The 25,239-nt window shown below is 40.9% G+C and carries 20 protein-coding genes; 2 read left to right on the top strand and 18 right to left on the bottom strand.

Annotation, left to right across the window (positions count from 1 at the left end; genetic code table 11):
• Window positions 1–9: 9 nt before the first annotated feature.
• From R2R71_RS19410 to hsdR, 8 genes are all read right to left on the bottom strand, one after another.
• A complete protein-coding gene (locus tag R2R71_RS19410) occupies window positions 10–1,032 on the bottom strand; it encodes a MoxR family ATPase (RefSeq protein ID WP_316832944.1) in 1,023 nt (340 codons plus the stop codon).
• Window positions 1,029–2,621, bottom strand: a complete 1,593-nt coding sequence (locus tag R2R71_RS19405; protein ID WP_316832943.1) for a serine protease — start codon at window positions 2,619–2,621, stop codon at window positions 1,029–1,031. The genes R2R71_RS19410 and R2R71_RS19405 overlap by 4 nt, the downstream gene beginning before the upstream one ends.
• Window positions 2,622–2,624: 3 nt before the next feature.
• Window positions 2,625–2,933, bottom strand: a complete 309-nt coding sequence (locus R2R71_RS19400; protein WP_316832942.1) for a CU044_2847 family protein — start codon at window positions 2,931–2,933, stop codon at window positions 2,625–2,627.
• A gap of 425 nt (window positions 2,934–3,358) precedes the next feature.
• Window positions 3,359–4,690, bottom strand: a complete 1,332-nt coding sequence (locus R2R71_RS19395; RefSeq protein WP_316832941.1) for a 5-methylcytosine restriction system specificity protein McrC — start codon at window positions 4,688–4,690, stop codon at window positions 3,359–3,361.
• A complete protein-coding gene (locus R2R71_RS19390; protein WP_316832940.1) occupies window positions 4,668–6,956 on the bottom strand; it encodes an McrB family protein in 2,289 nt (762 codons plus the stop codon). Before R2R71_RS19390 ends, R2R71_RS19395 begins: the two co-directional genes overlap by 23 nt.
• Before the next feature lie 24 nt (window positions 6,957–6,980).
• Complete coding sequence (locus R2R71_RS19385; protein WP_316832939.1) at window positions 6,981–8,324, bottom strand: restriction endonuclease subunit S; 1,344 nt, start codon at window positions 8,322–8,324, stop codon at window positions 6,981–6,983.
• Complete coding sequence (locus R2R71_RS19380; RefSeq protein ID WP_316832938.1) at window positions 8,325–9,785, bottom strand: N-6 DNA methylase; 1,461 nt, start codon at window positions 9,783–9,785, stop codon at window positions 8,325–8,327.
• A 64-nt stretch (window positions 9,786–9,849) separates the two neighbouring features.
• Window positions 9,850–13,074 carry a type I restriction-modification system endonuclease gene (hsdR, locus tag R2R71_RS19375; protein ID WP_316832937.1) on the bottom strand — a complete coding sequence of 1,075 codons (3,225 nt, stop codon included), beginning with the start codon at window positions 13,072–13,074 and terminating at the stop codon, window positions 9,850–9,852.
• 925 nt (window positions 13,075–13,999) lie between these two features.
• On the opposite strand from hsdR, the gene R2R71_RS19370 reads away from it, so the two are divergent.
• Window positions 14,000–14,176, top strand: a complete 177-nt coding sequence (locus R2R71_RS19370) for a hypothetical protein (RefSeq protein ID WP_316832936.1) — start codon at window positions 14,000–14,002, stop codon at window positions 14,174–14,176.
• A complete protein-coding gene (locus R2R71_RS19365; RefSeq protein WP_316832935.1) occupies window positions 14,176–14,883 on the top strand; it encodes a toll/interleukin-1 receptor domain-containing protein in 708 nt (235 codons plus the stop codon). The genes R2R71_RS19370 and R2R71_RS19365 overlap by 1 nt, the downstream gene beginning before the upstream one ends.
• A 124-nt stretch (window positions 14,884–15,007) precedes the next feature.
• On the opposite strand, the gene R2R71_RS19360 is transcribed toward R2R71_RS19365, so the two are convergent.
• The 10 genes from R2R71_RS19360 to R2R71_RS19315 all read right to left on the bottom strand — a co-directional run bounded on the left by R2R71_RS19360 (window position 15,008) and on the right by R2R71_RS19315 (window position 25,170).
• Window positions 15,008–15,586: a hypothetical protein gene (locus tag R2R71_RS19360; protein WP_316832934.1), complete on the bottom strand. Its 579-nt coding sequence runs from the start codon at window positions 15,584–15,586 to the stop codon at window positions 15,008–15,010.
• Window positions 15,587–15,790: 204 nt separating this feature from the next.
• On the bottom strand, window positions 15,791–17,329 hold the full coding sequence (locus R2R71_RS19355; protein WP_316832933.1) for a P-loop NTPase fold protein: 1,539 nt from the start codon (window positions 17,327–17,329) through the stop codon (window positions 15,791–15,793).
• A gap of 1 nt (window position 17,330) precedes the next feature.
• Window positions 17,331–18,563, bottom strand: coding sequence for an ATP-binding protein (locus R2R71_RS19350; protein ID WP_316832932.1), 1,233 nt, complete (start codon window positions 18,561–18,563; stop codon window positions 17,331–17,333).
• 535 nt (window positions 18,564–19,098) lie between these two features.
• Window positions 19,099–19,755, bottom strand: a complete 657-nt coding sequence (locus R2R71_RS19345) for a hypothetical protein (RefSeq protein WP_316832931.1) — start codon at window positions 19,753–19,755, stop codon at window positions 19,099–19,101.
• A 4-nt stretch (window positions 19,756–19,759) separates the two neighbouring features.
• Complete coding sequence (locus R2R71_RS19340; RefSeq protein WP_316832930.1) at window positions 19,760–20,389, bottom strand: 7-cyano-7-deazaguanine synthase; 630 nt, start codon at window positions 20,387–20,389, stop codon at window positions 19,760–19,762.
• On the bottom strand, window positions 20,379–21,704 hold the full coding sequence (locus R2R71_RS19335; RefSeq protein ID WP_316832929.1) for a nucleoside 2-deoxyribosyltransferase: 1,326 nt from the start codon (window positions 21,702–21,704) through the stop codon (window positions 20,379–20,381). Before R2R71_RS19335 ends, R2R71_RS19340 begins: the two co-directional genes overlap by 11 nt.
• Window positions 21,704–22,075, bottom strand: a complete 372-nt coding sequence (locus tag R2R71_RS19330; protein ID WP_316832928.1) for a hypothetical protein — start codon at window positions 22,073–22,075, stop codon at window positions 21,704–21,706. Before R2R71_RS19330 ends, R2R71_RS19335 begins: the two co-directional genes overlap by 1 nt.
• A gap of 30 nt (window positions 22,076–22,105) precedes the next feature.
• Entirely contained in the window at window positions 22,106–22,582 is a 477-nt protein-coding gene (locus tag R2R71_RS19325; protein ID WP_316832927.1) for a hypothetical protein, read from the bottom strand.
• A gap of 1 nt (window position 22,583) precedes the next feature.
• Window positions 22,584–23,933 carry an AAA family ATPase gene (locus R2R71_RS19320; protein ID WP_316832926.1) on the bottom strand — a complete coding sequence of 450 codons (1,350 nt, stop codon included), beginning with the start codon at window positions 23,931–23,933 and terminating at the stop codon, window positions 22,584–22,586.
• A 106-nt stretch (window positions 23,934–24,039) separates the two neighbouring features.
• A complete protein-coding gene (locus R2R71_RS19315; RefSeq protein ID WP_316832925.1) occupies window positions 24,040–25,170 on the bottom strand; it encodes a protein kinase family protein in 1,131 nt (376 codons plus the stop codon).
• Between the last annotated feature and the right edge of the window lie 69 nt (window positions 25,171–25,239).

Below are 25,239 nucleotides of genomic sequence, written 5' to 3'. Positions count from 1 at the left end.
TGGATTTTTCTAGAATAGCGTTTTGATTTCTTTTAGGTCCTCGGTTGTTTTAGCGAGTATTCCGTAACTGGCGTCCTGGATATCAGGCGAGATGTCGCTGAACTGGATGCCTTTTGAAAAATAGGGCTGCAAGTAGAGCATCCAGTTAATCAGCTCCGCAGTAGATGGTTCTTTTTTGGAAATTTTCGCCTTTATCTTATTGAAGATACTGATGTAATTGGTAATCAATTGCTCGTCAATTCCCTGGGCAGTAGAGGCCCTGTGATCGATGAGCTTGGCAAGTAAGACCTGCTTTAAAAACTCATCACTAGGTGGCTCGATGTGAAAGAAAACGCAGCGCCTTAAAAAGGCATCAGGTAGTCCTTTTTCAGAGTTGCTGGTGATGATGATAAATATATCGCCAGTACCTTTTTTGTAGGTTTGGTTGTGATCTTCTTTAAGGGTGAATTCAAAGCGGTCAAGCTCATTTAACAGGTCATTGGTAAAATCCCTGGGTGCTTTATCTACTTCATCGATTAAGACCACCGTACTCATCGGTTCACCTAGTTTTTCAATTACTTGCGAACTCAGGTACTTGCTAATCTCTGACATGGATTGATAGTCACTTCGGTAGTGCCCTGCAGAAAGCATGATCGCCTGTCCCAGGGCATTGAGCTGAATGAAGTCTGCGATTTTGATTTTATCCACTGGACTGCGTTCCAAATTCTTAATGTTTGAACGGTGAAAGTGTCCGAGCGCGTCATAGTTGTAGAGTAAGTCAGTAAAAACTGAGGTCGTCTTGGTATTAAATTTTAAAGGGAAAGGCAGAAAGCGCTTCTCAAAAGTTGCAGACAGGTCCTGGGCGAGTTTATAGGCCAACATTGTTTTGCCTGTACCAGGCTTGCCGGTGATGAGCAGGGGGAGCTTTAAAAACATGGCGACCCGAACTGCATTGTTAAGTTCAGGGCTGATCAGGTACTTTCCAGTTTGGGCCTGTTGGGCATTAATACCAACTGAAAGATCTGTGAAATCGAAGTGTTCTAGATTACTCATGGGTGTAGTTTTGTGGTGTTGGCGTTAAATTCATCTATAATTTGAATGAAGGCGCCTTCGATGTCCGTTGTATTTTTTAATGCCAGAATAGACTTTCTGCGCGGCTCATCAACAAGCAATGCGCCGCCATTAATCACATCTATCCAGCCTTGCAAATCCTTATCTGGAGGCCGCTGTAAGGGCTGACCTTGGTTAAGCGGCCAAAGGTGATAGTCCGAAGGGGCGCATTTCTTTAGGGCAGACATTATCAGTCTGTTGTTGATTATAGGAATGCGAAGCATCCAGCTGCTAAAGTTTGGGGCAAACTGCTGCTTTACAATACCTTTGAGGATTGATGAGGCCGCTGATGAATCGGTCGTCAGGCACCAAAAGAAAAATACTTTGGACTGCAGTCTGTCCTCCTTGACCGCTAATGCGAGGGTAAAATCGCGGAGTAGCGCAAAAAGCTTGTGCTGATCCTCATTTTGTTCAGGAAGAGTTACATTCAAAATATGAATATTACATTTATTCCTGTTGAAAGCGCTAATGAGATCCTCGGTTAAGTCTAGCTGGGTGTTTTGCGAGAGTGCAGCAAGTTCGCTTGCGCTGCCGATGTATAGTTTTTTTAAGTCCGCTAGTATATCGGTAATGGTATGGGTATAGTTTACTTTTAATTTGATGATCCGGTCGACCGCCTTTCTGGGATTACTCGGATAAAAGCTTTCACCAGTATTTCTCGCAATTTGTTCGTAAATCAGTTTTCTAGCTAAGCCGACCGGTGAATGCATACTTTTTCCCACAATGAGCAAGTGATTGATTTTTAATTGCTGGGATTGACTATAGTTTTCGAAGGTTTTATAATGGGCAGAAAAGTGGACACGGTCACAAGTATAGGCCTCATCGTGTACCTGGGCCAGTTTCTCGGTTTGCTGGATTTCAGGCTGTGTTGTTGTAAAATGTGCAGCACGGGCCAGCGCCCAATCTTCGTTTATTTGCGGGCTAATAGCCAAGACATGGCCCAAATCGCTGAGCTGGGCCATTAGTGCAGCAATTGGAATCACCCAACCACCGATGTCCATGTCTTTATCGCGAGTTTTCGAGAGCACGCCAATACATTTTCCGGTTCGAGAGCTAATGACTGGCGAGCCACTCATTCCAGGTACGAGCTGTACATTTTTGACTTTGCAAAATCCGAATGGATAGCTTTCAGGGTTTGCCGGTGCGATTGGCGCTTCGTAAATACCAGAAAATCCCTCAATCATTTCTCCAATATTCATCGAAAAACCCGTACCAAGTATGCCTGTTTCAGACTGTAGTGGATCAGCCTGTGAAGCGGGTAAGACATGGGCTTTTGATTGATATCCACTAGCAACTTCCAAGATGCAATAATCCTGAAAGCTGTCTCTGGAGATGGCTAAGATGGTCATCTCGATATTTATATTAGAACCGAAGGGAAGCATGTTAATCCGATCTCCAACATTTTTATCTGCTGCAATCACGTGGGCGCAAGTAAAGGCAATGGTTGGAGAAACAAAAAAAGCGGTGCCTTGCTTACCATTGAAAATCTTTGCACAGCAATTTTGTAAGAGCGTGAAATAAGCCTGGCTCATTTTTTATTCCTTTTTACTCCACTCCAATGTAATTTTCAAGTTCGCCTTGCCTTCACCATTGCAGAGCAGGGCCAATAACTTACCTGATTTTAAGGAAATCTCCACGCCGAATTCTACGGCAAACTTATCTGGACTGACTGACTTGAGTGCTTCCACAAAGGTTTCGCTGATGCCTTTGATGGACTCCATTAATTCTTCGGATTTGAAATTTTCGAATCCTGAGATGTCTTCGAGGCCGCCTTGGGCACTCGCTTCGATTAAAAATTCTCGTCCTTGGTTATTAATGGTCAGTATTTCGGTTGATCGATTCATAAAGAGCGTTGAGTATGTAGCGGTTAATGAGAAGTTTGGTTAAAAAAAGGAATGCGTTTAGTAATTATTTTTCTGATGAGCTCCCTTTGCTTTACAAACTATCTTCTAATGAAATCGGCTGTAACGATCACTTCATTGCCAGCTCGCTTATCAAGGGGCGGGCGTTAAAATGTCAATGGGAACTGGTCGAAAAATATTACTGCAACTAAAGTTAAGCGATAAGCACCTGCTAATCAATACTTAATATTAAGTATTTTTCACGCAAACTAATCTTTTCGCACGGAGCATTCTTGTGCAAATAAAAAGAATGCGTTCAAGATTTAGGATCCCCTTCCGGTCATCGAACGCTTAAAAAAAAGCACTTGCTTGACCCGAATGATGCCTGGAGGAGCTTGTAGCTCTGCAGTTTTGGCCCATGCAAGATTTTATAATCCATTTTGAATGCCATTTAAGAGTGCTGTAAGTTTTGTTTTCAGGTTAGCGCTTACCGCCTGGTGCCCTGCGGGATCCCAAAAGGGAATTTCTGCTGCATGCACCTTTATCTTTTGGCTTTTATCGAAACTCATCACCGTGAAGCTATCTTTATCCTTGCAGATTTGTTCCTGGTTAGGGTAAAGCAGTAGCACATGGTGACAGCCTCTTCGATAAGCATAGGCAGTCATTTGATACATATCGGATTGGCTGATGCCTTTTTTGGGGTCGTCTTTGAAATTTTTACCGCGTAACTTGTATTTGGTGTCAATGATGATGGTAACCTTGCGGTTGGATTTTAAGGTGAGGAAGATGTCGTGTTGCATGTTAAAGATATCACCTTCCGCGAGGTATAGGTCTGACTTCTGGTATTTTACCTCCCAATTCTTGCTGAAGTGGGTTTCCAGGAATCCGGCAATAAAGTCTTCAAAGACGTATTCCATAGGCAATAGCAAACTCCAGTGGCTTTTTTCATCTTGGTGGTGGTCGTAAATTTGTTGCTCGAGCACCATTTTGCACAGCCCAATGACACTTTGGTAGGCGGTGAAAAAAGGATTGATCTGAATCCGGTCGAGCATGCTCGCCTGACAGGGGCAGTCTTCCACCTCGTCCAGGATAAATAGAACGTCTTCCAATGTTTTTCTAGTCTGGGCGAATTTGGACTTTGCCAGCAGCAGCCGACTGACGTATTTGATGACCCGGTTCAGCCGGTTATCGTATTGCAGGGGCTCATGGTCACATTCAAGCATGTGAAAGTTCCCATTTGCTAAACTAGTGGTCATATAACGGTTGAAATTGATGCTACCCTTGGGCATCATCAGCGCTTCCTCCACCTGTTCATATAATGATATGGGCGCGGTGGAGACCACTTCGAATATTTGACCAGCAATCAAATTAATGATCAACTCAGGGAGCTCCACTTCATCTAGATTGCTTAAAGAGACTTCAGCAAAGGGAAATTTCCATTTTCGGCAATAGTCAAACCAGTAAAACAGGTGTTTTAAGATGCTGGATTTATTGAGCTTGGAATCCTTAAACACCTTTGGGTAGATTTCAATATGCTCCCCCTCGCCTTGAATAAAGCCGATGTAATTTCTTGCGCTGGCATGATTTCCGTCAAAGGACAGGAAGCTTTGCCTTTTTCGATAGCTGAGCGCATTGAAATTCGGATCTTTTTCGATCTGGTGTTTCCTGGCGATTTCGAAAAGGTAGGCTTCCAGTTTATCTCTGTCTTTGACTTGGAAGCGAGGGCCAAACTCGTAATTAATCGGCTGCTGACTCATCATCTGTTGGGCTAACCGTTATAAATTCCCATCTAAATTTTTTGGGGTTATACTCTACCGCTTTTCCGGCCTCGGAAAGTATCGCAGTGACCTCCTCTACCCTTGCCGAAAAGTACTCCATCAGCAGCGGGATGATTTTGTGTAGGATAATTTGTTCGAGTGTTTCTGCTTTCATAAAGTAACCATGTCCGATGAGGTAATCAGCGGTTTTCTTTCTAGAGAAGATGGCCTGGTTGAGCCGCTCGAGCAAATCTACCCGGTCTGGATAATTTTCGATTAACAAGCTTGCATCTGGGTAGTAGCCGATAAATTCAAACCTTCTGCGCAAAGCCACATCAATCAGCGAGATGGATTTATCCGCTGTATTCATTGTAGCTACGATGTACAGATTTGGTGGGATGGCGAAGTTTTGCTCACCATTAGGTAAGGTCAGGGCTAATTCATTTTCACCGTCGATACGCTTATCATCTTCCAGCAGGGTAATCAGCTCACCGAAAACTTTGGAAATATTCGCCCGGTTGATTTCATCAATGATGAGTACGTAGTTTTTAAGGCTTGTCTTTTGCTGGCTACTTTCCTGCTTTTCTTTCAAAAGCTTTACTAAAGGCTGGTAATAAACGCCCAGTCCGGAGTTGAATTCACGTTTACCTTCCACGATGGCCTTTAGGGTTTCCACGCTTAGTGAATGGTTATTGGTTTTGTTTTGTTTTTCAAAACGAATGGTGCCATTTTGCACATCGGTAATGTTAAACTCGATACCGGATGCCATGGTGATGGGAATGGCTTGCTCCTGCTCTAATGGAGCAAGGAGTTCAGCAAATACTTCATCAAAGCTTTTAAGGATGCTCCGGTCTTCTTTGCTTGCAAGGTAGTTTTCCTTTGCGCGCTCGACTAGTTTATAAAAAATACCTTTATAGGGTCTAAAGGTGAGTTCTGGGGCATCTACGTTTGGCTTGATGCCGACCATAAAATCTTCATAAGCATAACCCTGATGAAAGGTGACAAATTCGATCTGGCCTTCTTTGCGGAGTTGATCGAATACAATTTTGTTTGCTGCATGCTTGGCTGATTGACCACTTGCAATCCGCACGGCAGCATCAATGCTGGTATAGGTTTTTCCTGTTCCCGGAGGACCATAAAGAATTTGATTTAAGGGATGTTTTGTTTGCATCGTTTGTGCAGGTTCCTCTGGGTTTTCCTGAGTATCATCTTCTTCGTTAGATGCGCCCCATATTAAATCAATATGTTCTTCGTTGCTCACCATGTGATAAGTTTTGCGGTAGCCGCCAATTTTAAGCTCAAAAGGTTTGAAATTTTCCTCCCATTCCACTTCTAGCGTGCGGCCATCGCCTGCATTGGCGGTTACGATACCTAAAGTTTTAATTTTGATGGCTGATTTGCTGCCCGAAACGTAGGCGGACTTAATCGCGACGTTACTGCCCACAGGAATGGCTTTTATTTCTTTGATGAACGTATTGTCATATCCGTTATACCAAATACCCTCTTTGATAAAACCATCCGTCCGGTCTTTTGGATCAGCCTGGTCCCAGTAAGCACCGAGCAGGTAATAATTGGAGGTGGTTTTGTACTCACAGAAAAGCACATCGTAAAGGGATCGCAGGGATATGGTGTCTAATGATATTGTGGCCGGGGCCTGTGCGAAAGCGGCTTTTAGTAACTTAAGGGTAGTATCCTTACGCTTGGCTCCTTTTCCGATGTATTTGAAATTATCCCGGAATTGACTGAGCACGTCGGGATTGATAAATGGCGCTGGAAAAATTTCAAGGTTTTGCGCTGGGTTAAAATATATCTGGATGTCCGCTGATTGTGCCTCAATTTCTTCACTGCTTTTAAGCAGGCTGATGTGTCTAAAGTTTTGTTCTTGTTGATAAATAGCTGACTCTCTGAGGTTCTCTAGTGGGATATCTTTGGTCAGCTCGATTTTAAAGAAAGCTTTGTTACGCGCTGAACGGGAGGTTAATACGGCCAGGGCTTTAGAGATTTTGAAGAAATTTAGGCTTAAAAACCTGGTCAGAGAAATACCGATATTTGCATTAAGAATCTCAAAATACAAGCGGTCTTTTTCATTGACCACTTGCCATTCTTTGGCGCGCCAATACTGTACTTTGTCGCCGCCAATGATGTAGACGTAATCCCCAATCTCGAGATCTCCATACCAGGAAGAACCTTTCGGCGCTTCGTAGTAGCCTTGACTGAGTTGGTTGACATCGTATTTTTGGGAAATTTTCCCGAAGAAGAGCGTATTCATAATTTTAATTTAGCGGTTGAGCGGTTATTTTATTTTTAGTCTTTTGATTTCTGCCAGCAGGTCTTTAGCATCACCATCGGTGGGCAGCTGTTCGACCAGTTCGCCTTTGAATGCTTTGTGTAAGATGGCTTGAGGCAGAGAATCTATTTTTTGTTTTAAGGTTTTGTATTGTGCTTCAATTTTGTCGGCTTTGGCAAACAAACTTTCGATAAGTCGTATGATTTCTTCTTGCTCCTCAAGTGCAGGAATGTCAAGAGAAATCGTTTTAAAATTACTTTTCGATATATTCCTCATGGATAGCTGATTGCCCGAAGCGATAGCTTGAATTTCCTTTCTACCAAGACTGCTTTTTAAAAAATACATTACGTAAAATTTTGTTTGCCAATTTCTAAATAGTACTCTCCATACTTTGTCATTCAGCATTATATCATTGTGAATATCACCAACAATGACCGGCGCACCAACGAGTTCCAAAGTATTCGCTCTCGAGATGAGGAAATCTCCTTTTTTAATAAATAAGCGCTCGTTAATTTTATCGATTTCGACTACGGTTTTCGTTTCAACTTCATCAAAAAACCCCCATGTAACTGCACTTATTTTTACTAAACCAACATTTCCGGCCGTTACAGGAATATTTAAGCAATTAAAACTTTTTCCCGACTCGATATTCTCGATGACATCTGCTAATATACCTTTTGCCGCTTTACTGATACCATTTGCTTCTCGCCATTTTCGGCTTAATTCGCCGGAAATAGCTAAGCTCAATACATCTTGTTTGAACATTTGCAAGAGTTGAGGTATTTTCTTTAAAGCTTTATTTATAACTTCAATTTCAGCGAACAAATTATTCAACTTTGAAACAATCCGTTGCTGCTCAGGCAATGTAGGAAGAGGAAAATATAAGTTTCTAAAATCCGTTTTATTAAATTTTTGTTGCGCTGTTCCGGTGATAATTCTTTTCAACAATTCCTTCCCTTGAGGGGATTCGAGGAAATATTTCAAAAAAAACTTATTGTAAAAGTCATTGACTCTTAACCTAACTCCGTTAGGTCCCAAAGTCATTGGTTTTTCGAACTCTGGCACAACAAAACATAGTCCAGGGTTACCTACGTTAGAGACAAATAAATCTCCAGGCGACAAGGAGCTTTTCTTAAGAAATTTATAGGAACTCTCATCTACAAATTTTAAATCTTTCAAAAACTTGTTATTAAAATCTTTAAGTCGAACTAAAACCGCAAAGCCATCATTATTCATCACCTTAACATTTCCTGCTAACGACTCAAAACTTCCATTTGCCACATAATCGACAATATCCGAGACATCGTCAGATTTTACCGTTAACCAATTCGCTGTGTTTTGTTTTGACATTTAAATTAATTCTTTAATCAAATCAGAAAGTGCTATTTGGATTTTTGTCAATTCGGTCATCGCTTGTTGAGCAACTAATAATGGCTGTCCCAAATGATCAGCTTTTGCCACGATGTCATCTGGCATCAACCCTAAATCAAGACTGTAATTTTTATTTTTAATCATTTCGATGGAAATGCACTGCCACCTACTATTCTTAACTTTTGCTCTAGAAGTAGAATCGACAGTGCCATCATAATTCTGAATACTACCCTCAGCACTAATTCCACCTGTATATGCTAAAATAAAGCCTTCAAAATCCTTCTCCGTCAACGGGGTACGTACGCCGTAATTTGGCATATTGGTCCGCATATCGTAAAACCAAACTTTTTCGGTATTGCCTTCTTCCTTTTTGCCTCGGGTGAAGAATAAAACGTTTGTTTTAACCCCTGCAGCATAGAAAATACCGGTGGGTAATCGAAGGATAGTATGCAGGTTGCATTTTTCCATTAAGTCTTTTCGGATACGTTGTCCATCGCCGTCTTCGAAAAGTACGTTATCGGGTAGTACGACTGCAGCCCTGGCTTTACCGTCTTTTTTTAGTGAACGGTAAATATGCTGCAAGAAATTGAGCTGTTTGTTGCTGCTTACAAAACTTAAGTCATCGCGGGTAGGTTTTTCACCTCCTTTTTTGGTACCGAATGGTGGGTTGGCTAATACGCCATCATAACCTTTTAAGGTCTTGCCTAAATCGGTTAGGGTATCCCCTAGATAAATTCGGCTTTCCATACCGTGTAAACGGGCATTCATCAAAGCCAACCGGTGTGCATCGCCTACCAGTTCTACCCCAGACATGGCCTCCTCTAATTGGAAGGTTCTGGCTTTGCCTTCTAAGGTGTACAGGTAGTCATATTTTTCTCGCAGGTAATGATCCGCTGAGATCATAAAACCAAAGGTGCCACAAGCCGGGTCATTCCATTTTTCACCAAGTTTTGGGGCCATTAGGTCAACCATCACGTTGATCAAGGGCCTTGGGGTAAAGTATTGACCGGCACCTGATTTTTTCTCGCTGGCATTTTTCTCCAGTAAGGTTTCATAGATGTCGCCCATCACGTCGCGATCATTTTCTTCATACCAGTCGAGCTTATCGATGGCTTTAACGAGCGTACTAAAGTTAACCGGTTTGGTTAACGTGGTGGAGGCATTGTTGTAAATTTCTTTGATGCTCTCGCTGGTGGTTTTGGTGCCAACGGTCGCTAAGAATGCTCTATAACGGTTGAAATTTTCCAGGTTATCGGTTTCTTTAACAAAAACCTGCCACTGGTATTCTTCTGGAATCTGATCGCTGAAGCCTTTAACTTCGGAGAGTTTTAAAAATAATATATAGGTTAATTCATTCAGGTACTGGTGATAGGTTACCCCGTCATCACGCAGTACATTACATAAATTCCAAAGTTTGTTCGCGATTTCCTGTGCACTCATAGTTCTTTAATTGGGGCCAAGTTTTGGCTTGGCCGAGGCTGCAAAAATGCAGTTAAAAAATGGATTAGGCGGTAAAAAGATACTCGTTTAATTTAATAATCAGTGGCTCAAGCTGTTCGTCAAAAATGCTGTTTAATCTGTTGAAGCCGCCTTCGTTCACGAAGGGCTGCAAGTCCAGGTCCTGCCGGGTGAGGACAGTTTCTGCAAGGAGCTGTTTTTCAAAACGTTCTATCCAGCGAAGCTGGGTTTTGTTCCAGTCCCTGGATGCTTTGATTTTGTTGATGGCATTTTTCACCCTTTGCGCCGGCGGTACGAGTTCAGTATTTAGCGCAAGGGTGCGGATGTAGGCTATGATGTCGGCCGAGGTATCGACCATGTTCTTTGCTTTCCAGGCGGCATTTAGGGAAGTTTCATTAAAGCCTGCTGTGTCTAGCAGGAGCTTGAGCTCCTTTAAAGATTTGCGATCTAAATCTGCGGGTTTAGAGCACACCATCTCTAGGGCAGCAATTTTATTTTTGTTTTCCTGGATGTAGTCTTTGAAGCTTTCGATGTAGTCTTCGGGTTTCACCCCTTGTCCATAACCGCGTTCCATGGCGATAAATTCATCCTGATGGTCAGAAAGGAGTATCTTTTGGGTCTGGGCTTTATGTTCATCTAGGAATTTCCACAGATCAGCTGTATCATGGATGAGCGCTTTGACCTGCTGGATGGAAAGGCTTCTGATGGATTGTATGAAGGTATCCGGACTGCTGTCATGGCTCAAAAAGTTAAATTTCTCTAAGTCTAGCGATTGTATTTTATGTTTTTTGGCTTGGAGTTTCGCAATCAATTGTTCTTTAAATCGCTCGAACTGATCCGCATCTTCTACTTGCGAGAGTTTTTGGCTCAACTGAGTGAAGCTCACTGAAGGGTTGGCAACCGAGAGCATCTGGGTTTTATCCTCCATAGCTTTATAAAGGTTTACCGCATCAAAGATTTTAAAACTTCCCTTGCCAATTTCATCACAAAGCCTGGTGGCCCTGCCAATCATTTGTTCATACAGAATTCTGGATTTAACGGCCCTTAAAAAAACCAGGTTGGTGATTGCTGGTACATCGATACCGGTGGTTAGCAAATCCACAGTCACCACGATGTTGGGGTATTTTTCGTTTTTAAATTTCCGCGTTTCTCCAGCTGGATCTTTGATGCTACCAGTGATTTTCAAGATAGCATCCTGGTGTACATTGATGCCAATTTTGGCAAATTCTTCATACAAGATGCGTACCACGTCATCTGCATGGGAATCCCGGGCTGCAAAGATGAGTGTTTTTTCTTCCCCATCGGGATCGAGTTCTTTCACCAGTTCTGCTAAAACAGTTTGGTTGAAAGACAGGGTGAGTACTTTTTTGTTGAAGCCATCCACCTCGATATGAATGTCGTCTTCGATGTTGGCGAGTTGCTCGATGCTATTGGTTTCGGCATCGTAAACCGAGACGTCTTCCCCCCGCTCCCAGTGGATACCTTGCTGGTTCAACTTGGTTTTCATGGTGTATGGCGGCTCATGGTCTTTTAAAAAGCCGTCGACAACCGCCTCACGGTACGAGTAGGAATATACTGGCTTACCAAAGATTTGTATGGTATGTAGCGCTGGGGTGGCGGTCAGGGCAATCTTCCAGGCATCAAAATAAAAGAGTAATTTTTTATACTGTCCGATATAGTCTTCCTGCTCACGGTAGTCTAAATCTTCTTCAATGAATTCCCTATCGAGTATATAACCCCTGTGGGCCTCATCAATCACAATGCAGTCGAAAGCATCAACTGGCAGCGGATTTTCGCTCTCAAACACCCTTTTAACCATACTTTGAACGGTAGCAAATTGTAAACGGGTCTCATAATCTGGCCGCTTTATATCCAGATCAGCGATGTTGTAAATCGAGGCAAATGACAACTGGTGCTCAATGGGATTGGTTGAAATGGCATCCCTGGCCTGAGTGGCAAGTAAGGTTCGGTCGGTCAAAAATAAAATGCGTTTAAACCGGTCGGCCTTGATGAGCCGGTATACCAGTCCACCGATAGTACGCGTTTTACCTGTTCCAGTGGCCATCACCAGTAGCGCGCTCTTGTCTACAGCTTGCGGTTGGCTGAGCTTTTGCTCTACCGCCTTGATGGCTGAGATTTGGTAAGCACGCAGCGATAATCCACTGGTGGAGCTCAAATACGCGTAATCATCTTTCTGCAGTTTTTGGTTTGCACTGCTGATATCCCTTTCGAGCAATTCTTTCAGGCCTTCGGGTGAATAGAAGTTGTGCAATGCATGTGCCTGATTGTACTCATCCCGGACATCTAAAAACCAGACACCGGATTTGGTTTTTAGCTGTTCAATATAACTTCTGCCGTTAGAGGCAAATAGAAACGGGACGCGGTAAAATTGCCACTCTCCAAGCAGGATATATTCCTCGGATGGGGCAATACAGCTGGCATAAGTTTTGGATTGGTCTAGATTTGCCGAGATGTCCTGGGCATAGCGTTTCGCTTCCACAATGCCGTAGAGCTCCTCTCCGATAAACAAGGCATAATCTGCCCATTTACCCCCACATGGCCATTCGGCAATGGCAATATTCCGGCCTTTTTCAGGAAGGGTCTTATGGCTTTTATAGTTGAGGTTGACCGTGTCGCATTCCCATCCAGCTTTGCTCAGTTGCTCATCGATTAATATCCGAGTCTGGGCTTCGGTGAGCTCGAGCTTAGAAGCTGAGCGGGTTGCTCTTGCGGTAAACTCGGAACGATCAGCGGAGGAGATGTTGTGGGTCTGACTAAGCAGTGCCTGGTATTTCGCTTCAATATCCGCGAAATCAGCTTCTAGGGTTTCCAGGGCTTGCTTTGCGTTTGCTTCAATGGGAAGTTTGAATTTTAATTCATCCAGGTTTTGGTTTTGGACCGAATAGGCTTCATAGAACCACTTACCGAGTTTGAAAGCGCCAAATAGTGCAGACTTCGCCTCCTCGACGGTCGCTACATAATGGTGAACTGCGCTATTGCCCTTGTGCCTTAGTAGGTTTAAGTGATCGACCACGCTGACTGGCAATAGGTTTTGGCTTCTTAAAGCATAAATCCTGCCTTGAAAAGTATTTTGTTCTGGCAGTTCGATGCCGTAAATACCAAAAATCTGTTCGGACATGTATTCTCCGAACTGCCTTAATTTATATAGGGAGGTGCTGGGATCGTGATATAGGTTATATTCGGCAGCCTGACTGAGGTTGCTCAGTAAGGGAAATTCGGCCTGGAGAAATGTAAAATTAGAGCTGCTCATTTAGTATCACTAGGTAAATTAGTTTTGGCTCAAATTAAGGACTTTACTTTAGAATGCAAAGGTTCGCGCGATTTTCAAACTAAAATATTACTGATCTAATGGGCATTTCTTAGCAGTCTTGGAATCTTATTCTATTCGCGGTCGCGATTCGAACAGCCTATTGATCAGTCAATAAATTCACTACTGCGTTACTTTTCAAACTTCCTGGTTTAATCCCCTGCAATTGCTTAGGATTTTTGCTTACATCATGATTCGCTTTCATATGGTCATCAAACCAATGGTAACAGATAATAATTTTATTATGCAGATACACCGCACAGTTCCATTATACCTTCGGATAATCGCTTTCGGAATAGCTAGGCGTGACTTTAATTTTAAAACGCATAGAAGAGACGACTGGGTGATAGTTTCATTTGTAACGAGCAGTCCATTAAATCAGGAGAATAGATATGGTTGCTGCGTTGGTTGAGGATTGGAAGGCTGAAATCGAGGCCTTTGTTAGTTGTTAGATTTTTGTTGACAAAACGCTTAAAAACAAACTAATAAAAGTAGTAAATTTGATAAAATATTTAGTAAAAATGAGAAAAAGTTAAAATTTTAATAGGAAAACGATAAGAAATTGAGTGCTAGGTGCGACCAACACCTAGCGACCGTTTGTTATCGCCTGTACCCGGAAGGTAGTGCAAAGTGAATTTCTAATTGAACGCGAAATAAAGCAATTTGTTTCGTAATCTAAAAAATATTACGGGAAACCGTGAAATACTTTCCTTTCCGATGTATCCGAAGGTTGCGCGCCAGCGGTTCCGTAAGAAAAAATGCGTTTTCAAATAATTATTGCTGATTTCAGCGACATGCTTTGTTTTGATCGATATCAGAAAGTATGTAAATAGTGCCGTGATGGCGTCGAAAACAGAAAAATACACAGATGGCTACAATTGGAAAGTCGGGCGACAACCGCCGACATGGAGCGGTAAGAGACCGTTCTCAAACGTTCAATCCTACTACTGAACAGTGGGTAAAAAGAGATAGTGGAACTGGACGGTTCATGGATGTTAAACAAGATGGAACACCATTCAAGGGTGTTAGAAAGGAGTATAAATAATGGCAAGATGCACAGCACCTACGTATGGACATCGGACCTCGAGCGGCGCGGATGCCTGCCCAGCCTGCGGGGGAAGGGGTCGCTATAGCAGTTACAGTTCTTATTCGCCGAGCTATTCTTCCTACACCTCTCCATCCCCTAGTCGCAGCAGCGGTAGTGGTCGAAGAAGTTCGAAACCGCGCTGGTCTCGGGCGAGCTCACCGGTATATTATACGCCTGCGGAGGTTCGCTCGCTTACACCGGTGAGGGAAAATATTGAGAGAAGAGCCGCCGTACCTGATTTAAGGGATGTATTCCTTTGCCACGCCTGGGATGACCGTCAGGGAGCCGCTAAAGAATTGCATGATTTACTGGAGTCCAAAGGAGTTTCGGTTTGGTTCAGTGAGAAGGATGTGCTCTTGGGCTCGCCGCTGCTTCGGGAGATTGATAAGGGATTGGTTAAGTCGCGAGTGGGTATTGTACTGGTTACGCCGGCTTTGTTGAAAAGACTTGCAAATGAGGGTATAGCAGACAAAGAGCTTTCGGCGCTTTTGGCCAGGGACTTACTTGTGCCCATTGTCCACAACACTAGTTATGAAGCACTTCGTGATGTGAGTCCGTTACTTGGTTCCAGAAGTGGGTTGAGTACTGCTGAGGAGACAATGTCGGATATCGCAGCCAAGCTGGCGGAACTGGTTGCTCCTGAGGATGCTTTGCTCACGGTTTAGCGTGGGTTTTAAATGACCTATCTTCAGATTTAAAAGAAACGGCAATTTTCAAATTGGAAATTGCCGTTTCTTTTTAGGCAAATTTATTCGAATTTGTAATTACAAACCCCTTCGTTCAAAAAAATTATAACTGGGGCCAGGTTTCCGCTAGCCAATCGCGAAAGCCAACATTTAGCTCACCATGCAATTTCATAAACCAGGCGAACATCGGAATTAGATTTTTGATCTCTTCGTCCTTAATGTTTACCTGCTCGTACGATTTTGGGTGGGTGATTTCATTTCTTCTTTTGACCATGGTTTGCAAGTGGTTAAACTTTACATCAGAAAAATCCGGCGTCGAGGCGCTAAATGTTTTGGCAAATATATTCAAGGTAAACCTGAGAGAAGGGATGAAATTTTGATAACTATCGGTTAGCATTATCTCTCCTTTTTGATTTAACCCAACTTTCTGTTCATTCAGTATTGCTTTTTCTGTCCAGTGTAAAGACTGTTGTTCTCCATCCACCAGGGCTTTGATGAGCACGAGTTCTCGGCTAATGTATAGGTATGCTTCTATGATAGAAAAGAAATTCTTTAGCATCATTCTTCTAAAAAACTGATTGTTCAGGTTTTGACCTTCAAAAAAAAGGTTCATTCCCTCTAGCTCGTTGATTGTATATCCCCAAAGCTTCAGCGCCTCGGTCAGTTGTTGCTTGATGTCCATATGTGTCGGTTTGCTGTGAATCGGCTAAAGTCGAGCGTAAATTAAGATTATTTTATTGTTGGTTTTGTTATTATGGTTGTGATCATGTCAGCAATGTTAGGCTATGATGAGCAAAGCAAAACACATGGACCGCAGCGGAAGGGACTGCGGTTTTTAAAATACATAGCTGAAATCTTCAAGATTTGAGCATACTAATTTTTATCATCAGTCGCGAACGATACCGTTTTTCAGGCAATTCGAAAGTGCCTGTTGAAGGTACCAGTAAGGATTGGGCCGTTTGACATAAAGTTTTCCGTCCAAAGAGCTCGTCACCAGCTTCCCAATATTGTAATAACCTTCCATTGAGCGGTTTAATTCACCTTTCACCAGCTTATTATGCTCATTTACAATTTGAAATTTGATCTGCTCAACTTTATCTATCTGATTTAATACCTGATAGTCTGCGGTTATAAAAGGTACTGCCCACTGGATCAACAATTTGGCGCTAGCATCATTATAGGGGTCTTCTTCGGCTTGACCATAGTCCGATTTAAATTCTTTACTGAGGCGCAGGAGTTCAGCTGGCAGATCTTCTATGCGAGGGTAGAATTGTCTCAGCACGTGTATTAAAACCAGAAATGGGAAATCGCGATCATAAAAAGTCCGGCCACTTGAAATTCTAAATTGCCCCATGGGGTATTCATACGTGCTGAGCTTGGTAAAGTTGCGTACTTTGATGGAATCGATGGTGATGAGTCCCTTCATCATGTACTGCAAGATATCGGCAAATTTAGGTTCGCGGCTAGAGATGTTGTAGATGGAATTCGGGGAGGCCTGGATATCATGGCCCATATTGGTCATGACATTGTTGGTGAAGAAAGTAGCCAAGTTCTCGCTCAAGTACTCGCGAAAATCAAACTTATAAATTTCGGTAGAGTAAAATTTATTGATATAACCTTGAAAGTCAACCATTGGACCATATTTGTGAACAAAAATATGCTGAATATTGACAATGTCACAGACAAAAACAACTTTATTGAAGCCAAATTTATTCTCTTCTGTTTGACTCTCGTGGTGTGCGGTAAATATGTTAAACAACCTAAAGATGTGATCGGGGTCTAGCCTATCCATATCATCGATGATGAGGATAATTTCTTTACCTTGCTTTGCCTTTCGGATTCGTTGGATAAATTCTTTGATGCAGCCGGTGATCCCGTCCATTTCCCTGATAGAGCCCGCGCGAAGTTTTTCTTGGGCAAGGTATTTTACAATAACTTCTAATTCATCCTGGTCCAAATCTGCTTTATACTTTTTGATTTGAGCGAAGGTCTTTCTAAGCTCGGCGGTGAGTTCAGCGATACCCTCAGCCCCGGGAACTAGTTTTGCTAATGCTGGCAGAAATGGAAAAATATCCAGTTTTGACTCCAGCCAAAGTTTCCCTGCCATTAGCAGGTCAACATCTTGCTTGTCAAGGGCAATTTCCGCACTGAAGTTTTCCATCAAATAAGCTAGTAAATCGTGCTTTATTAGCTCGAATATGTCCTCATTGCTCGAAACGCTGTAATCAACGGGATAAAGTTTAACGGCTATATAGTCATCCGCACTTTTGAAAAACTGCTCTAAGAAATAGGTTTTTCCCGCGCCAAAAGGTGCGGAAAACAAGATTCTTTTATTATAGGCTGGTTTTAGGTGTTCACGAAAATCTTCGATGATTTCACTCGTACTGATGTAATAATCTGGCGGCCGGTTGCTAATGTTTGACATGTTATTGATGAGCTATGTGCTCGGTTTCTCCATCAACTGGTGTTGTTAAGTTTTGCAGAAGCACGGATACCGGGTCTTTTTTTTCACCAGTAAGCAGGAGGTTGATTAAGCCAACCATCATTTTGCTTTGCTGCAAGTTCGAACTTTGAAATCCCCTTGGCTCCGCGCAGTAGAGTTCCTTTATGGTATGCTCTAGTTCCGGCGCACGGTCTTTAGCATCCGGAAAAATGCCTTTTTGGTGATAGTCTACTAGTAGCTTTGCTGCCCCAATGTCTCGGATATAGTCTTTTTCTTTTCTGGATACAATGGCATTTAAGGATTTCAGCAGGACCTTGTAGCTGGGGTGCAATTGGTTTTTTTCAAATCCGCCAAGAACAGGTTGCTCATTTTTGGTTTCATGGAAGCTGTCAAAAAAGGGCGAGCTGATGTATAGGGAATGGTGGAACTCAATGGCTTTATTGTTAAACAGGGTATGTTTTTTGCCTTGCTCTTTTTGCTTTTGGTTTAAAAAGTAGAAAAAGTACTTATCTCCTATCTTCTGGTCCCAGCGCAGGAAAACAATCTTGAATTCATCTTCGCCAATTGCGATGGTCTGTTCTTCACTATCGGCAATGCGGTCCTGGTAGGCGACTGGTTCGCCGCTGATGGTAATTTGGTAATTTTTATCCCGGTTTAAAAACAAATACCAACCAAATTCGCTGGCTAGAAAGTCGATGAATGCAGTATTGGATAACGAGTTTGCCGAAAGATCGAAAATGTCGTAAAAAGATACGTTGGTACCGGTGTTTTTGTCTTTAGCAATGGTGGTATCGCTGGTTTCGTAAACCTGGAGTTGCGCATTGCTGATGTTGATCTGGTAGCTTAAGGTTTTTTCTTCTGGTCCTTTGAAGCGGGTTTTCCAGATGGCCTGGTTAGCAAAGAGGCTAAAGGCGAACCTTCCCTTTCCTTTTCGGCCTTTCTGGAAGGTATTTTGGTTCAAAAGTTCTCTTTTGTTGGAGTCCAGAAAGTTGCCGAAGGTTTCGTTCAAAGTAGCGATGTTAATTCCTTGGCCATTGTCGCTGATGCTGAAGGATTCAAGCCGTCCGAGTTCGTTTCCTTGATAGTCTAGCGCTACTTCAGTGGCGCCGGCGTCGAAGCTGTTCCATATGTATTCGGCAATGGCTTTTTTGTAGTCTGTGGGCAGGCCACTTTGCTTTATGCTTTTGCTGGTGATTTTGGAGATGTGTTTGTTCATGTTAATTTAGCTAATGAGCTAAGATAGTTAGTATTTACTTTTGATGAAAGTGGATTTTACTAACAATTTATACAAAAATGGCGGGAAACTTGGTGGCTAGGAAATTCCTAATTATAAATTATGCAGCTATCGATTTATACAAATAGGGTTATGAAAATCTTACCTCAGAACAGAACATTTTTGGCTATGGTAGTTTGGGTATTATTTTCAACCCAATGGATTTCGTCATTTGAGAGTATACTGGAAATATGAAAGTATGCCTAAATCGTCAAGTTTCAAATGAAGTTTGGATGTATTCGATGTTTCGTTGATATTTTTCTAACGCGGCAGTATATTATTGGAGCTAGTAATGAATTTTTTAAAAAAAATGAGATGAAAAACTTTAGTAGAAGCAAATTTTGGCTAAACTCATTTCTAAAAATTTTGATTTTGAAATATGCAATATGTATCCTGATACTGCTGGTGAATGCAACTTATTACGGTAGTATTTGAATGAATCCAATTAGCATTAAGTAAACTTAAATTATGTTCCGTCCTAAAACACTAAAGTAAGCTGAGAGTTATCTCTTACCAAACGTCTTTCCGCATTCGACATATATCTCCAAATACTGTAGTCCATCGAAGACCTAGAAATTTGCAGAAAATCAGCTGCAAATTCGACAACTTTCTTTGTAAATGCATAACTCTCCGATTTCACCTCAGCCAATTCAACAAAAGCGTAAATGTGTCTATCTACCGCCACGGTATCAAAATTTAGAAGCTTTAACGTGTAATCAACCGTTTTTGGTCCCACGCCATTTAATTTTTGAAACGTGTCTCGGTTGGTTTTATTCATCAAGAAAAGTTTGAAGTCTGCACAGGTATTGATTTGGTTTTGCAAAGCAAATTCAATCAGCCGCTCCAGTCTATTAATCTTAATATTATTTTTCCATCTGATCATTTTTTCCAGTCCAGCAACTTCAATTGCGTCTCGAAATTTCAGCACCGTATTAGCCTCAGGATATTTTAGTAGCACCCGCTGCACACGGGGCTTAACCACAGAATTATAATTCAGTCCAGCTTGCAAGGTGATATCGACGAACAGCGCGCCAATATGATGATAACAAAATTCTGATTCCACATGTACGGTTTCAAAGGCCTCAAGGCCACCAATGTAATTGGCTAACTTTCTAGCTTCAAAAACTATTTCCATACTACTATTCTGACTCTATTTGCCTGATCGCTTCTAGTCTATCAACACAATTCGGGCACGCGCCGCAAGGAATGACAGGAGATGCCTGGCAGGAAAACGTCGCGCCAATATTAGCACCAAGTTCAATCCCGAGTTTGGCAACCTCATATTTGGAAAAATATCTAAAGGGCATATTAATTTTCACTGATCCGTAGTCTGTTAACATATTCTCCATCTTATCAAAAAATTCGTTCGAGCAATCGATCTCTTTAGCATGGTTGCTATTAATAAAAGCTGAATAAACATTTGACAAGCCTAAATTCTGAGCAAAGGTAGCACCAATTGTTAACATTAATACATTTCTGTAAGGAATATATAAGTCGTCAGCGACAATTTCCTCTTCCCAAAGATTTGCCGGGCTAATAAAACGAGACTTCGATTTGGCATAAATAGACTGAATGTCAACATATTCAATTTTATCCCTGTAAGATTCCGGTAAAACATTTTTTAACGTCTCAAATTCGGTATCTGCACAGTGCTGACCATAATTTAAAAATAATGGAACAAAACTTATACCTTTATCAGCTAACCAATAGGCCATAGTAGTGGAATCCAATCCCCCAGAAGCCAATAGAACTCCGTCTCTACTTTTCATTAGTTTTTAATTTTGTACTTGCTATAAAAATTTCAGATAAGATTTCATCAAAATCACTTGAGATAAGTTGAGGTAATTCAGTAAGCATACAATTTTCAGCTTGGCTATAGGGATCAAAAACAAATGTTGGCATCCCCATCGCCGAGGCTAAACCAATTTCAATTAGCGTACCTGGATCATTATATAGCAGTACTGCGACCAATATCGAACAAGATTTCAACAGAGTCATATCTTTTCCGAATAGATCTTGCTTTCGCCTTTTATCTGCACCAGCTTCCATAAGCCCATTTTCCACAATTGGACGTCTAGGTTGAAAGTTATGATATAACAAGCTGTTTTCAACTAAATCGATAAGCGTTTTATCAACATGATCAAAGTCAGGAGCAGCGATATATATATTTATATTTTGCCGCTCCTCCCATGCTAGCGAAACACCACCTAAGTTTCCTAATTCTGTAATATTTGACTTCATTGTTCGCTCAACAGCTTTTTTAAAATCATCTGGAAAAGTTGTCGACGCATATTCGCAAGCAATCCATGATGATAACACCAATGCATTTGTATTCGACATACTTGATTGATTAGATATGAAACAGGTGTCAAAAACATCACCAACACCAACAGAATGCTGGATCGGGCCGGTTTGAGCAGCAGCAAGAAATAATTCATTTGTTTCAAACTCGAATCCCCGACTTCCGCCTCTGTTTTCCTTCAGTACAATTTTTTTAGCATATGGTTCAAACAGGTTTGTGAAATCATTGAAATTATTTTGATAATATTTTTGGAACATCGCAGATGAGGTGGATAAGAATATGGTATCAACCTTACGCTTTAGGTTTGCGAGAAAATCTAAATCTGCTATATTATTTGCCACATCCATATGAATATTTCCAGTGATTTTAGCTAAGACATGCGCTTGTTTATAATTCCCGGAAATTAACAACGTCTCCAAAAAACTTTTTTTACCCAAATAATCGATAGCTTCTTCAATTAGTTTTACTTTAATCTCTTCGCGCAATAAAAACTCATAACCTTGATCGCCAATTTCCTTAGGTTCTTGAATCAAAAATACATATGGTGCCCCGCTTACCGATCCAATTTTAACCACTTCTTCGCAACCATGTGCTTTCAGATAATCTAGGATCTGATTATCAAGATAATTTGGGGCAATATATCCCACCGTATATGGGATATTCTGGGCCCAAAGACCTCTGGCTGCATGTACGATTCCACCCAGTCTTAACTTAGTTGCATGATGATTTGATTTGAGCGTTACATCTACAACAATATCTCCTATTAAAAGTACTTTTGACATTACAGAGGTACAATGTCAACTAAAACACTTGGCGTGGGTGCGTTTTTTGAACTTGAGATAGAACCGCCGTACGTATAGCCATCGTCTAAACAAGTACGCAAGTAATTATATCTTGTGGGCAAATAACCTATTTCTTCACCTAATGCGGTTTCAACGACGAGTCTACTACCATTAAAGGCAAGTTTCACTCCTCCACCAGCTGAGGGAACAGCCCCATGGTTCATGAAATAAAAACATCTACTTACTTCTTCCAGATTAGCTGCGAAACCCTTTCCGCATTTATCAATGCCACTTGTACCGCCATTATCGTGTGGCTGAGTTGTTTTCCGTTTGGAATAATCGGAAAATGATCCTGATCCTGTGCTCCCCATAATTGTGTTGAGTTTGTTAATTTATTTTGATTATTTTATTTTACATTTTTTGCAGATGTCTGCAATGTTGTTGTCGGCTAGTAGCGTTTTGTTTTTAGGTGTACCTCTAAAAATTTTTGGTCTATCGCTAGCACGACTAAAGAACTGTTGGTGTTTGAAAAATTTATATGCTCGTTGGTCAAGGGAGCAGATTAACCTTGTTTTGGAAACCATTAGTAATGCAATGAGATGTTGATCATCAAAATCAACATGCACGACTTGCTTGGATACCGTTAGCTCCATTTCGTCAACAGCCTCATCGTTTATTTTAACCGCTTTATTTTGCTTCTTCAACTCATTGAAGACTCCCACATATTTTTGTATTTCAGCGAGATATTTTGTTCCTCCATAGACAACCATGCCTTTTCCGTTAACAATCCAATCATACAACGGCTTAAACGCCGAATGATTGGCCGAATTGGAATCAAATACTGCTGCTAAGCTATTGGTGTCAATGACGATACACATATCAAAATCTTAGTAAATTGAGTTGCTCCTTTAAGAAAAAATCTCGAAAATTTTCAGGTTGATTGTCATCATACGAACCATCAGGGGCGATTTTCACTATATTGAAGTCATTACCATGCTCTGATCTGCTAAAAAAAACAACTTGGCTTATGCCAATACCTTTTGCGTCACTATTTTTGTATGCTGCGTTCAACCTGAGCCGAAACCTATCTATAATGTAATCGCTATGGGTTTCGAAGACAAATTTTTGATTATCCTGCACATGAGTTTTATGAATGAATTCTCCTAAAGCTGCTTGAGCTTTTGGGTGTAAGTGAGTTTCTGGTTGCTGTGCAACTATCCAAGTGTTATCTGGTCGAGCGATTGCCTCCACAATTAATGGTAGAACCTGCGAAACGCCGTAACCAACATTTACGATGTTTAGCATTTGATGGCTTGTCTTACTTAGAGAGAATTGAATTTCAAATGCGTTTTGTTCAATTTCCGACAGCCTAGCCGATACTGCCTGATTAGGTGATAAATTTTTAACTTCTATACTATCATATAGTCCGCTATCTTGTCCGAATCTTGATAATATTTTTTTAACATCTGGATTAGGCATAATATCCTGTAGGACTGAAGGAATATGACTACCTGTCGGCACAAAAACTAATTGTTGTTGAGTGTATGTTTTGTTGGGAGAGGCAACTGTCGGCGCGAACCATGCCATCATATTCAAAATACTTGGAAATCCAATCCTCCGAGAATTTGATGGCTCCGAATTCGGTGTATGGATACGTTGTTCGAAATTGATTAGCGCTTGTAGTTGGAAGATTATCTGTGTTAAAGACTTACTGTCCGACACAACCCTTTTAAATGCTTTATCTATTAAATTATTACTCTCAATCCACCTTTTGAAAATCTCCTCATCCTGATCGCTTTCGATACTAATATGTTCGGAAAGAATATATCGATACTTAAGAATCTCCCCCTCAATAGTTGCTTGTAGTTCTAAGCCATCTTCTATGTATTTGAATTCCTTTATTGATGGGAATTTTTCTCCTTCGATAAAGCGAAATTTATATGCACAAACTTTTTCTGCCTCGTTTTTTTTAAAATCGATTAGGCCGATCTCGAAATAACTTCTACTTGTTAAAGCTGATACAATCTCAGAAAAAGTTCCAAGACTCGTACCTTCACTATCTTCTCCGAAAACGTTATGTCTCCAAAAACTTGGCGAGGATAAAATTCCAAGCAGTTTTAAAATAGAAGTCTTACCTGTACTATTTTCACCAACAAAAAAATTGATATGCTTTAGGTGCAAATATTTTGAACTAAAACCTCTAAAATTATCTAGATATAATATTGGCATGAGAGAATTAATAGTTTAATATTGATAAATGTATAATTTTTTTAAGAAAAAGAAAATAGTTGGTTCAAAGTCTTTCTAGGATAAGTAAGAAAGCTAGAAGCACTGCTTAAAATGGAAGATCATCCTCATCTGGATAAACTTCATCCGTATAACGAGGTATGCGATCAAGTCTTTGCCAAAGATTATTTATAATGATTTTTTGTCTCTCGGGCCCCATCTTCTTCATCATCATCAAGAAATTCCCGAGATCATCGACGATAATTTCAGCCGAATGATTGTAATAGTATGCTCCCTTTACGAAACATCTTGAGATAGATTGAACATTTTGAACTGTTGTTTCCAGCATCGTATTAGAGTAAACTTCATCTAAAAACTTAATAATCTGGATAGGTTCTTTAACATACTCTGCATTCGTTTCTATTTTAGAATAGATTTTACTGACATCAATCGCAAAATTTCTATAGACAATCTTTTGTTCATCTGAGAATTCCAAACCTGACGTCCCTCCTTCTATCAGCAATCTTTCCAATTCAAAAAAAGAATCTACACGTTTATCAGGATCAATTGGTAACATTCTCTCCAGCACGTTTGCGTAGGCAAACTCAGCTATTCCATTTTCATTCAAAATTTCTTCGAATAATTTTCCAATGAAATAAATTTCGGTAGCGTAATTATAAATTTTTCTTCTAAAGTCTAAAGGGATCTCATATCTCCAATTGAGGGAAATGCTTTTGTCAAAATCTTCATTTACCAAAATCTTTTTCCCAAACCCGAAATCTATAATTTTTAGATATCCTTCTTTCGATACCATTAGGTTTTCAGGTCGAATGTCTCGATGAAGGATTTTATGCTCTTCGAGATGACGAAAGCCATATATAACTTGTAGAAATATATCATCTAGTTTGTTTGGATTTGAGGAAATGAATGCATTAATGTTTTGTCCATTAACGTATTCCATCAATATGTACCCGGTTTTCTGAGCCGGATAGAGATAAAAATTAAACACCCGAACTACATTCACATGATATAGTAGGTGTAGTAATTTTATTTCCTCTACAAAGTGGTCAAAATATAGCTCCTTGTGTTCATCATACATCGGCTTATACTTTTTACAGACGAATCTCTCTCCAATAAGTTCATCTTCAATTAAATAGGTTTTTCCTAAACCGCCATGACCAATGTCTTTTATGAATTTATAATCTTTTGATCGTATAAAGGGAATGATATCTTCTTTCATGGCTTCGTTAGCGTGATGAGAGTAAATTAAAAGTTGTAGATTATTTTCTGGTGCATCTATTCAACTTTT

It is taken from the genome of Pedobacter aquatilis (assembly GCF_032678405.1).
Lineage (GTDB): Bacteria > Bacteroidota > Bacteroidia > Sphingobacteriales > Sphingobacteriaceae > Pedobacter > Pedobacter aquatilis_A.
The sequence above is the reverse complement of the archived record's forward strand: the minus strand, read 5'-3'. Positions and strand labels throughout refer to the sequence as shown.

Bases quoted from the DNA above. Each gene is read 5' to 3' on its own strand.
- R2R71_RS19380 (WP_316832938.1), bottom strand. From the start codon at position 9,785: ATGAGTGCACAGGAAATCGCGAACAAACTTTGGAATTTATGTAATGTA.
- R2R71_RS19325 (WP_316832927.1), bottom strand. From the start codon at position 22,582: ATGTGTATCGTCATTGACACCAATAGCTTAGCAGCAGTATTTGATTCC.
- R2R71_RS19385 (WP_316832939.1), bottom strand. From the start codon at position 8,324: ATGTCAAAACAAAACACAGCGAATTGGTTAACGGTAAAATCTGACGAT.
- R2R71_RS19345 (WP_316832931.1), bottom strand. From the start codon at position 19,755: ATGGAAATAGTTTTTGAAGCTAGAAAGTTAGCCAATTACATTGGTGGC.
- R2R71_RS19320 (WP_316832926.1), bottom strand. From the start codon at position 23,933: ATGCCAATATTATATCTAGATAATTTTAGAGGTTTTAGTTCAAAATAT.
- R2R71_RS19350 (WP_316832932.1), bottom strand. From the start codon at position 18,563: ATGAACAAACACATCTCCAAAATCACCAGCAAAAGCATAAAGCAAAGT.
- R2R71_RS19365 (WP_316832935.1), top strand. From the start codon at position 14,176: ATGGCAAGATGCACAGCACCTACGTATGGACATCGGACCTCGAGCGGC.
- hsdR (WP_316832937.1), bottom strand. From the start codon at position 13,074: ATGAGCAGCTCTAATTTTACATTTCTCCAGGCCGAATTTCCCTTACTG.
- R2R71_RS19315 (WP_316832925.1), bottom strand. From the start codon at position 25,170: ATGAAAGAAGATATCATTCCCTTTATACGATCAAAAGATTATAAATTC.
- R2R71_RS19370 (WP_316832936.1), top strand. From the start codon at position 14,000: ATGGCTACAATTGGAAAGTCGGGCGACAACCGCCGACATGGAGCGGTA.
- R2R71_RS19335 (WP_316832929.1), bottom strand. From the start codon at position 21,704: ATGTCAAAAGTACTTTTAATAGGAGATATTGTTGTAGATGTAACGCTC.
- R2R71_RS19340 (WP_316832930.1), bottom strand. From the start codon at position 20,389: ATGAAAAGTAGAGACGGAGTTCTATTGGCTTCTGGGGGATTGGATTCC.
- R2R71_RS19400 (WP_316832942.1), bottom strand. From the start codon at position 2,933: ATGAATCGATCAACCGAAATACTGACCATTAATAACCAAGGACGAGAA.
- R2R71_RS19360 (WP_316832934.1), bottom strand. From the start codon at position 15,586: ATGGACATCAAGCAACAACTGACCGAGGCGCTGAAGCTTTGGGGATAT.
- R2R71_RS19330 (WP_316832928.1), bottom strand. From the start codon at position 22,075: ATGGGGAGCACAGGATCAGGATCATTTTCCGATTATTCCAAACGGAAA.
- R2R71_RS19395 (WP_316832941.1), bottom strand. From the start codon at position 4,690: ATGATGAGTCAGCAGCCGATTAATTACGAGTTTGGCCCTCGCTTCCAA.
- R2R71_RS19410 (WP_316832944.1), bottom strand. From the start codon at position 1,032: ATGAGTAATCTAGAACACTTCGATTTCACAGATCTTTCAGTTGGTATT.
- R2R71_RS19355 (WP_316832933.1), bottom strand. From the start codon at position 17,329: ATGTCAAACATTAGCAACCGGCCGCCAGATTATTACATCAGTACGAGT.
- R2R71_RS19405 (WP_316832943.1), bottom strand. From the start codon at position 2,621: ATGAGCCAGGCTTATTTCACGCTCTTACAAAATTGCTGTGCAAAGATT.
- R2R71_RS19390 (WP_316832940.1), bottom strand. From the start codon at position 6,956: ATGAATACGCTCTTCTTCGGGAAAATTTCCCAAAAATACGATGTCAAC.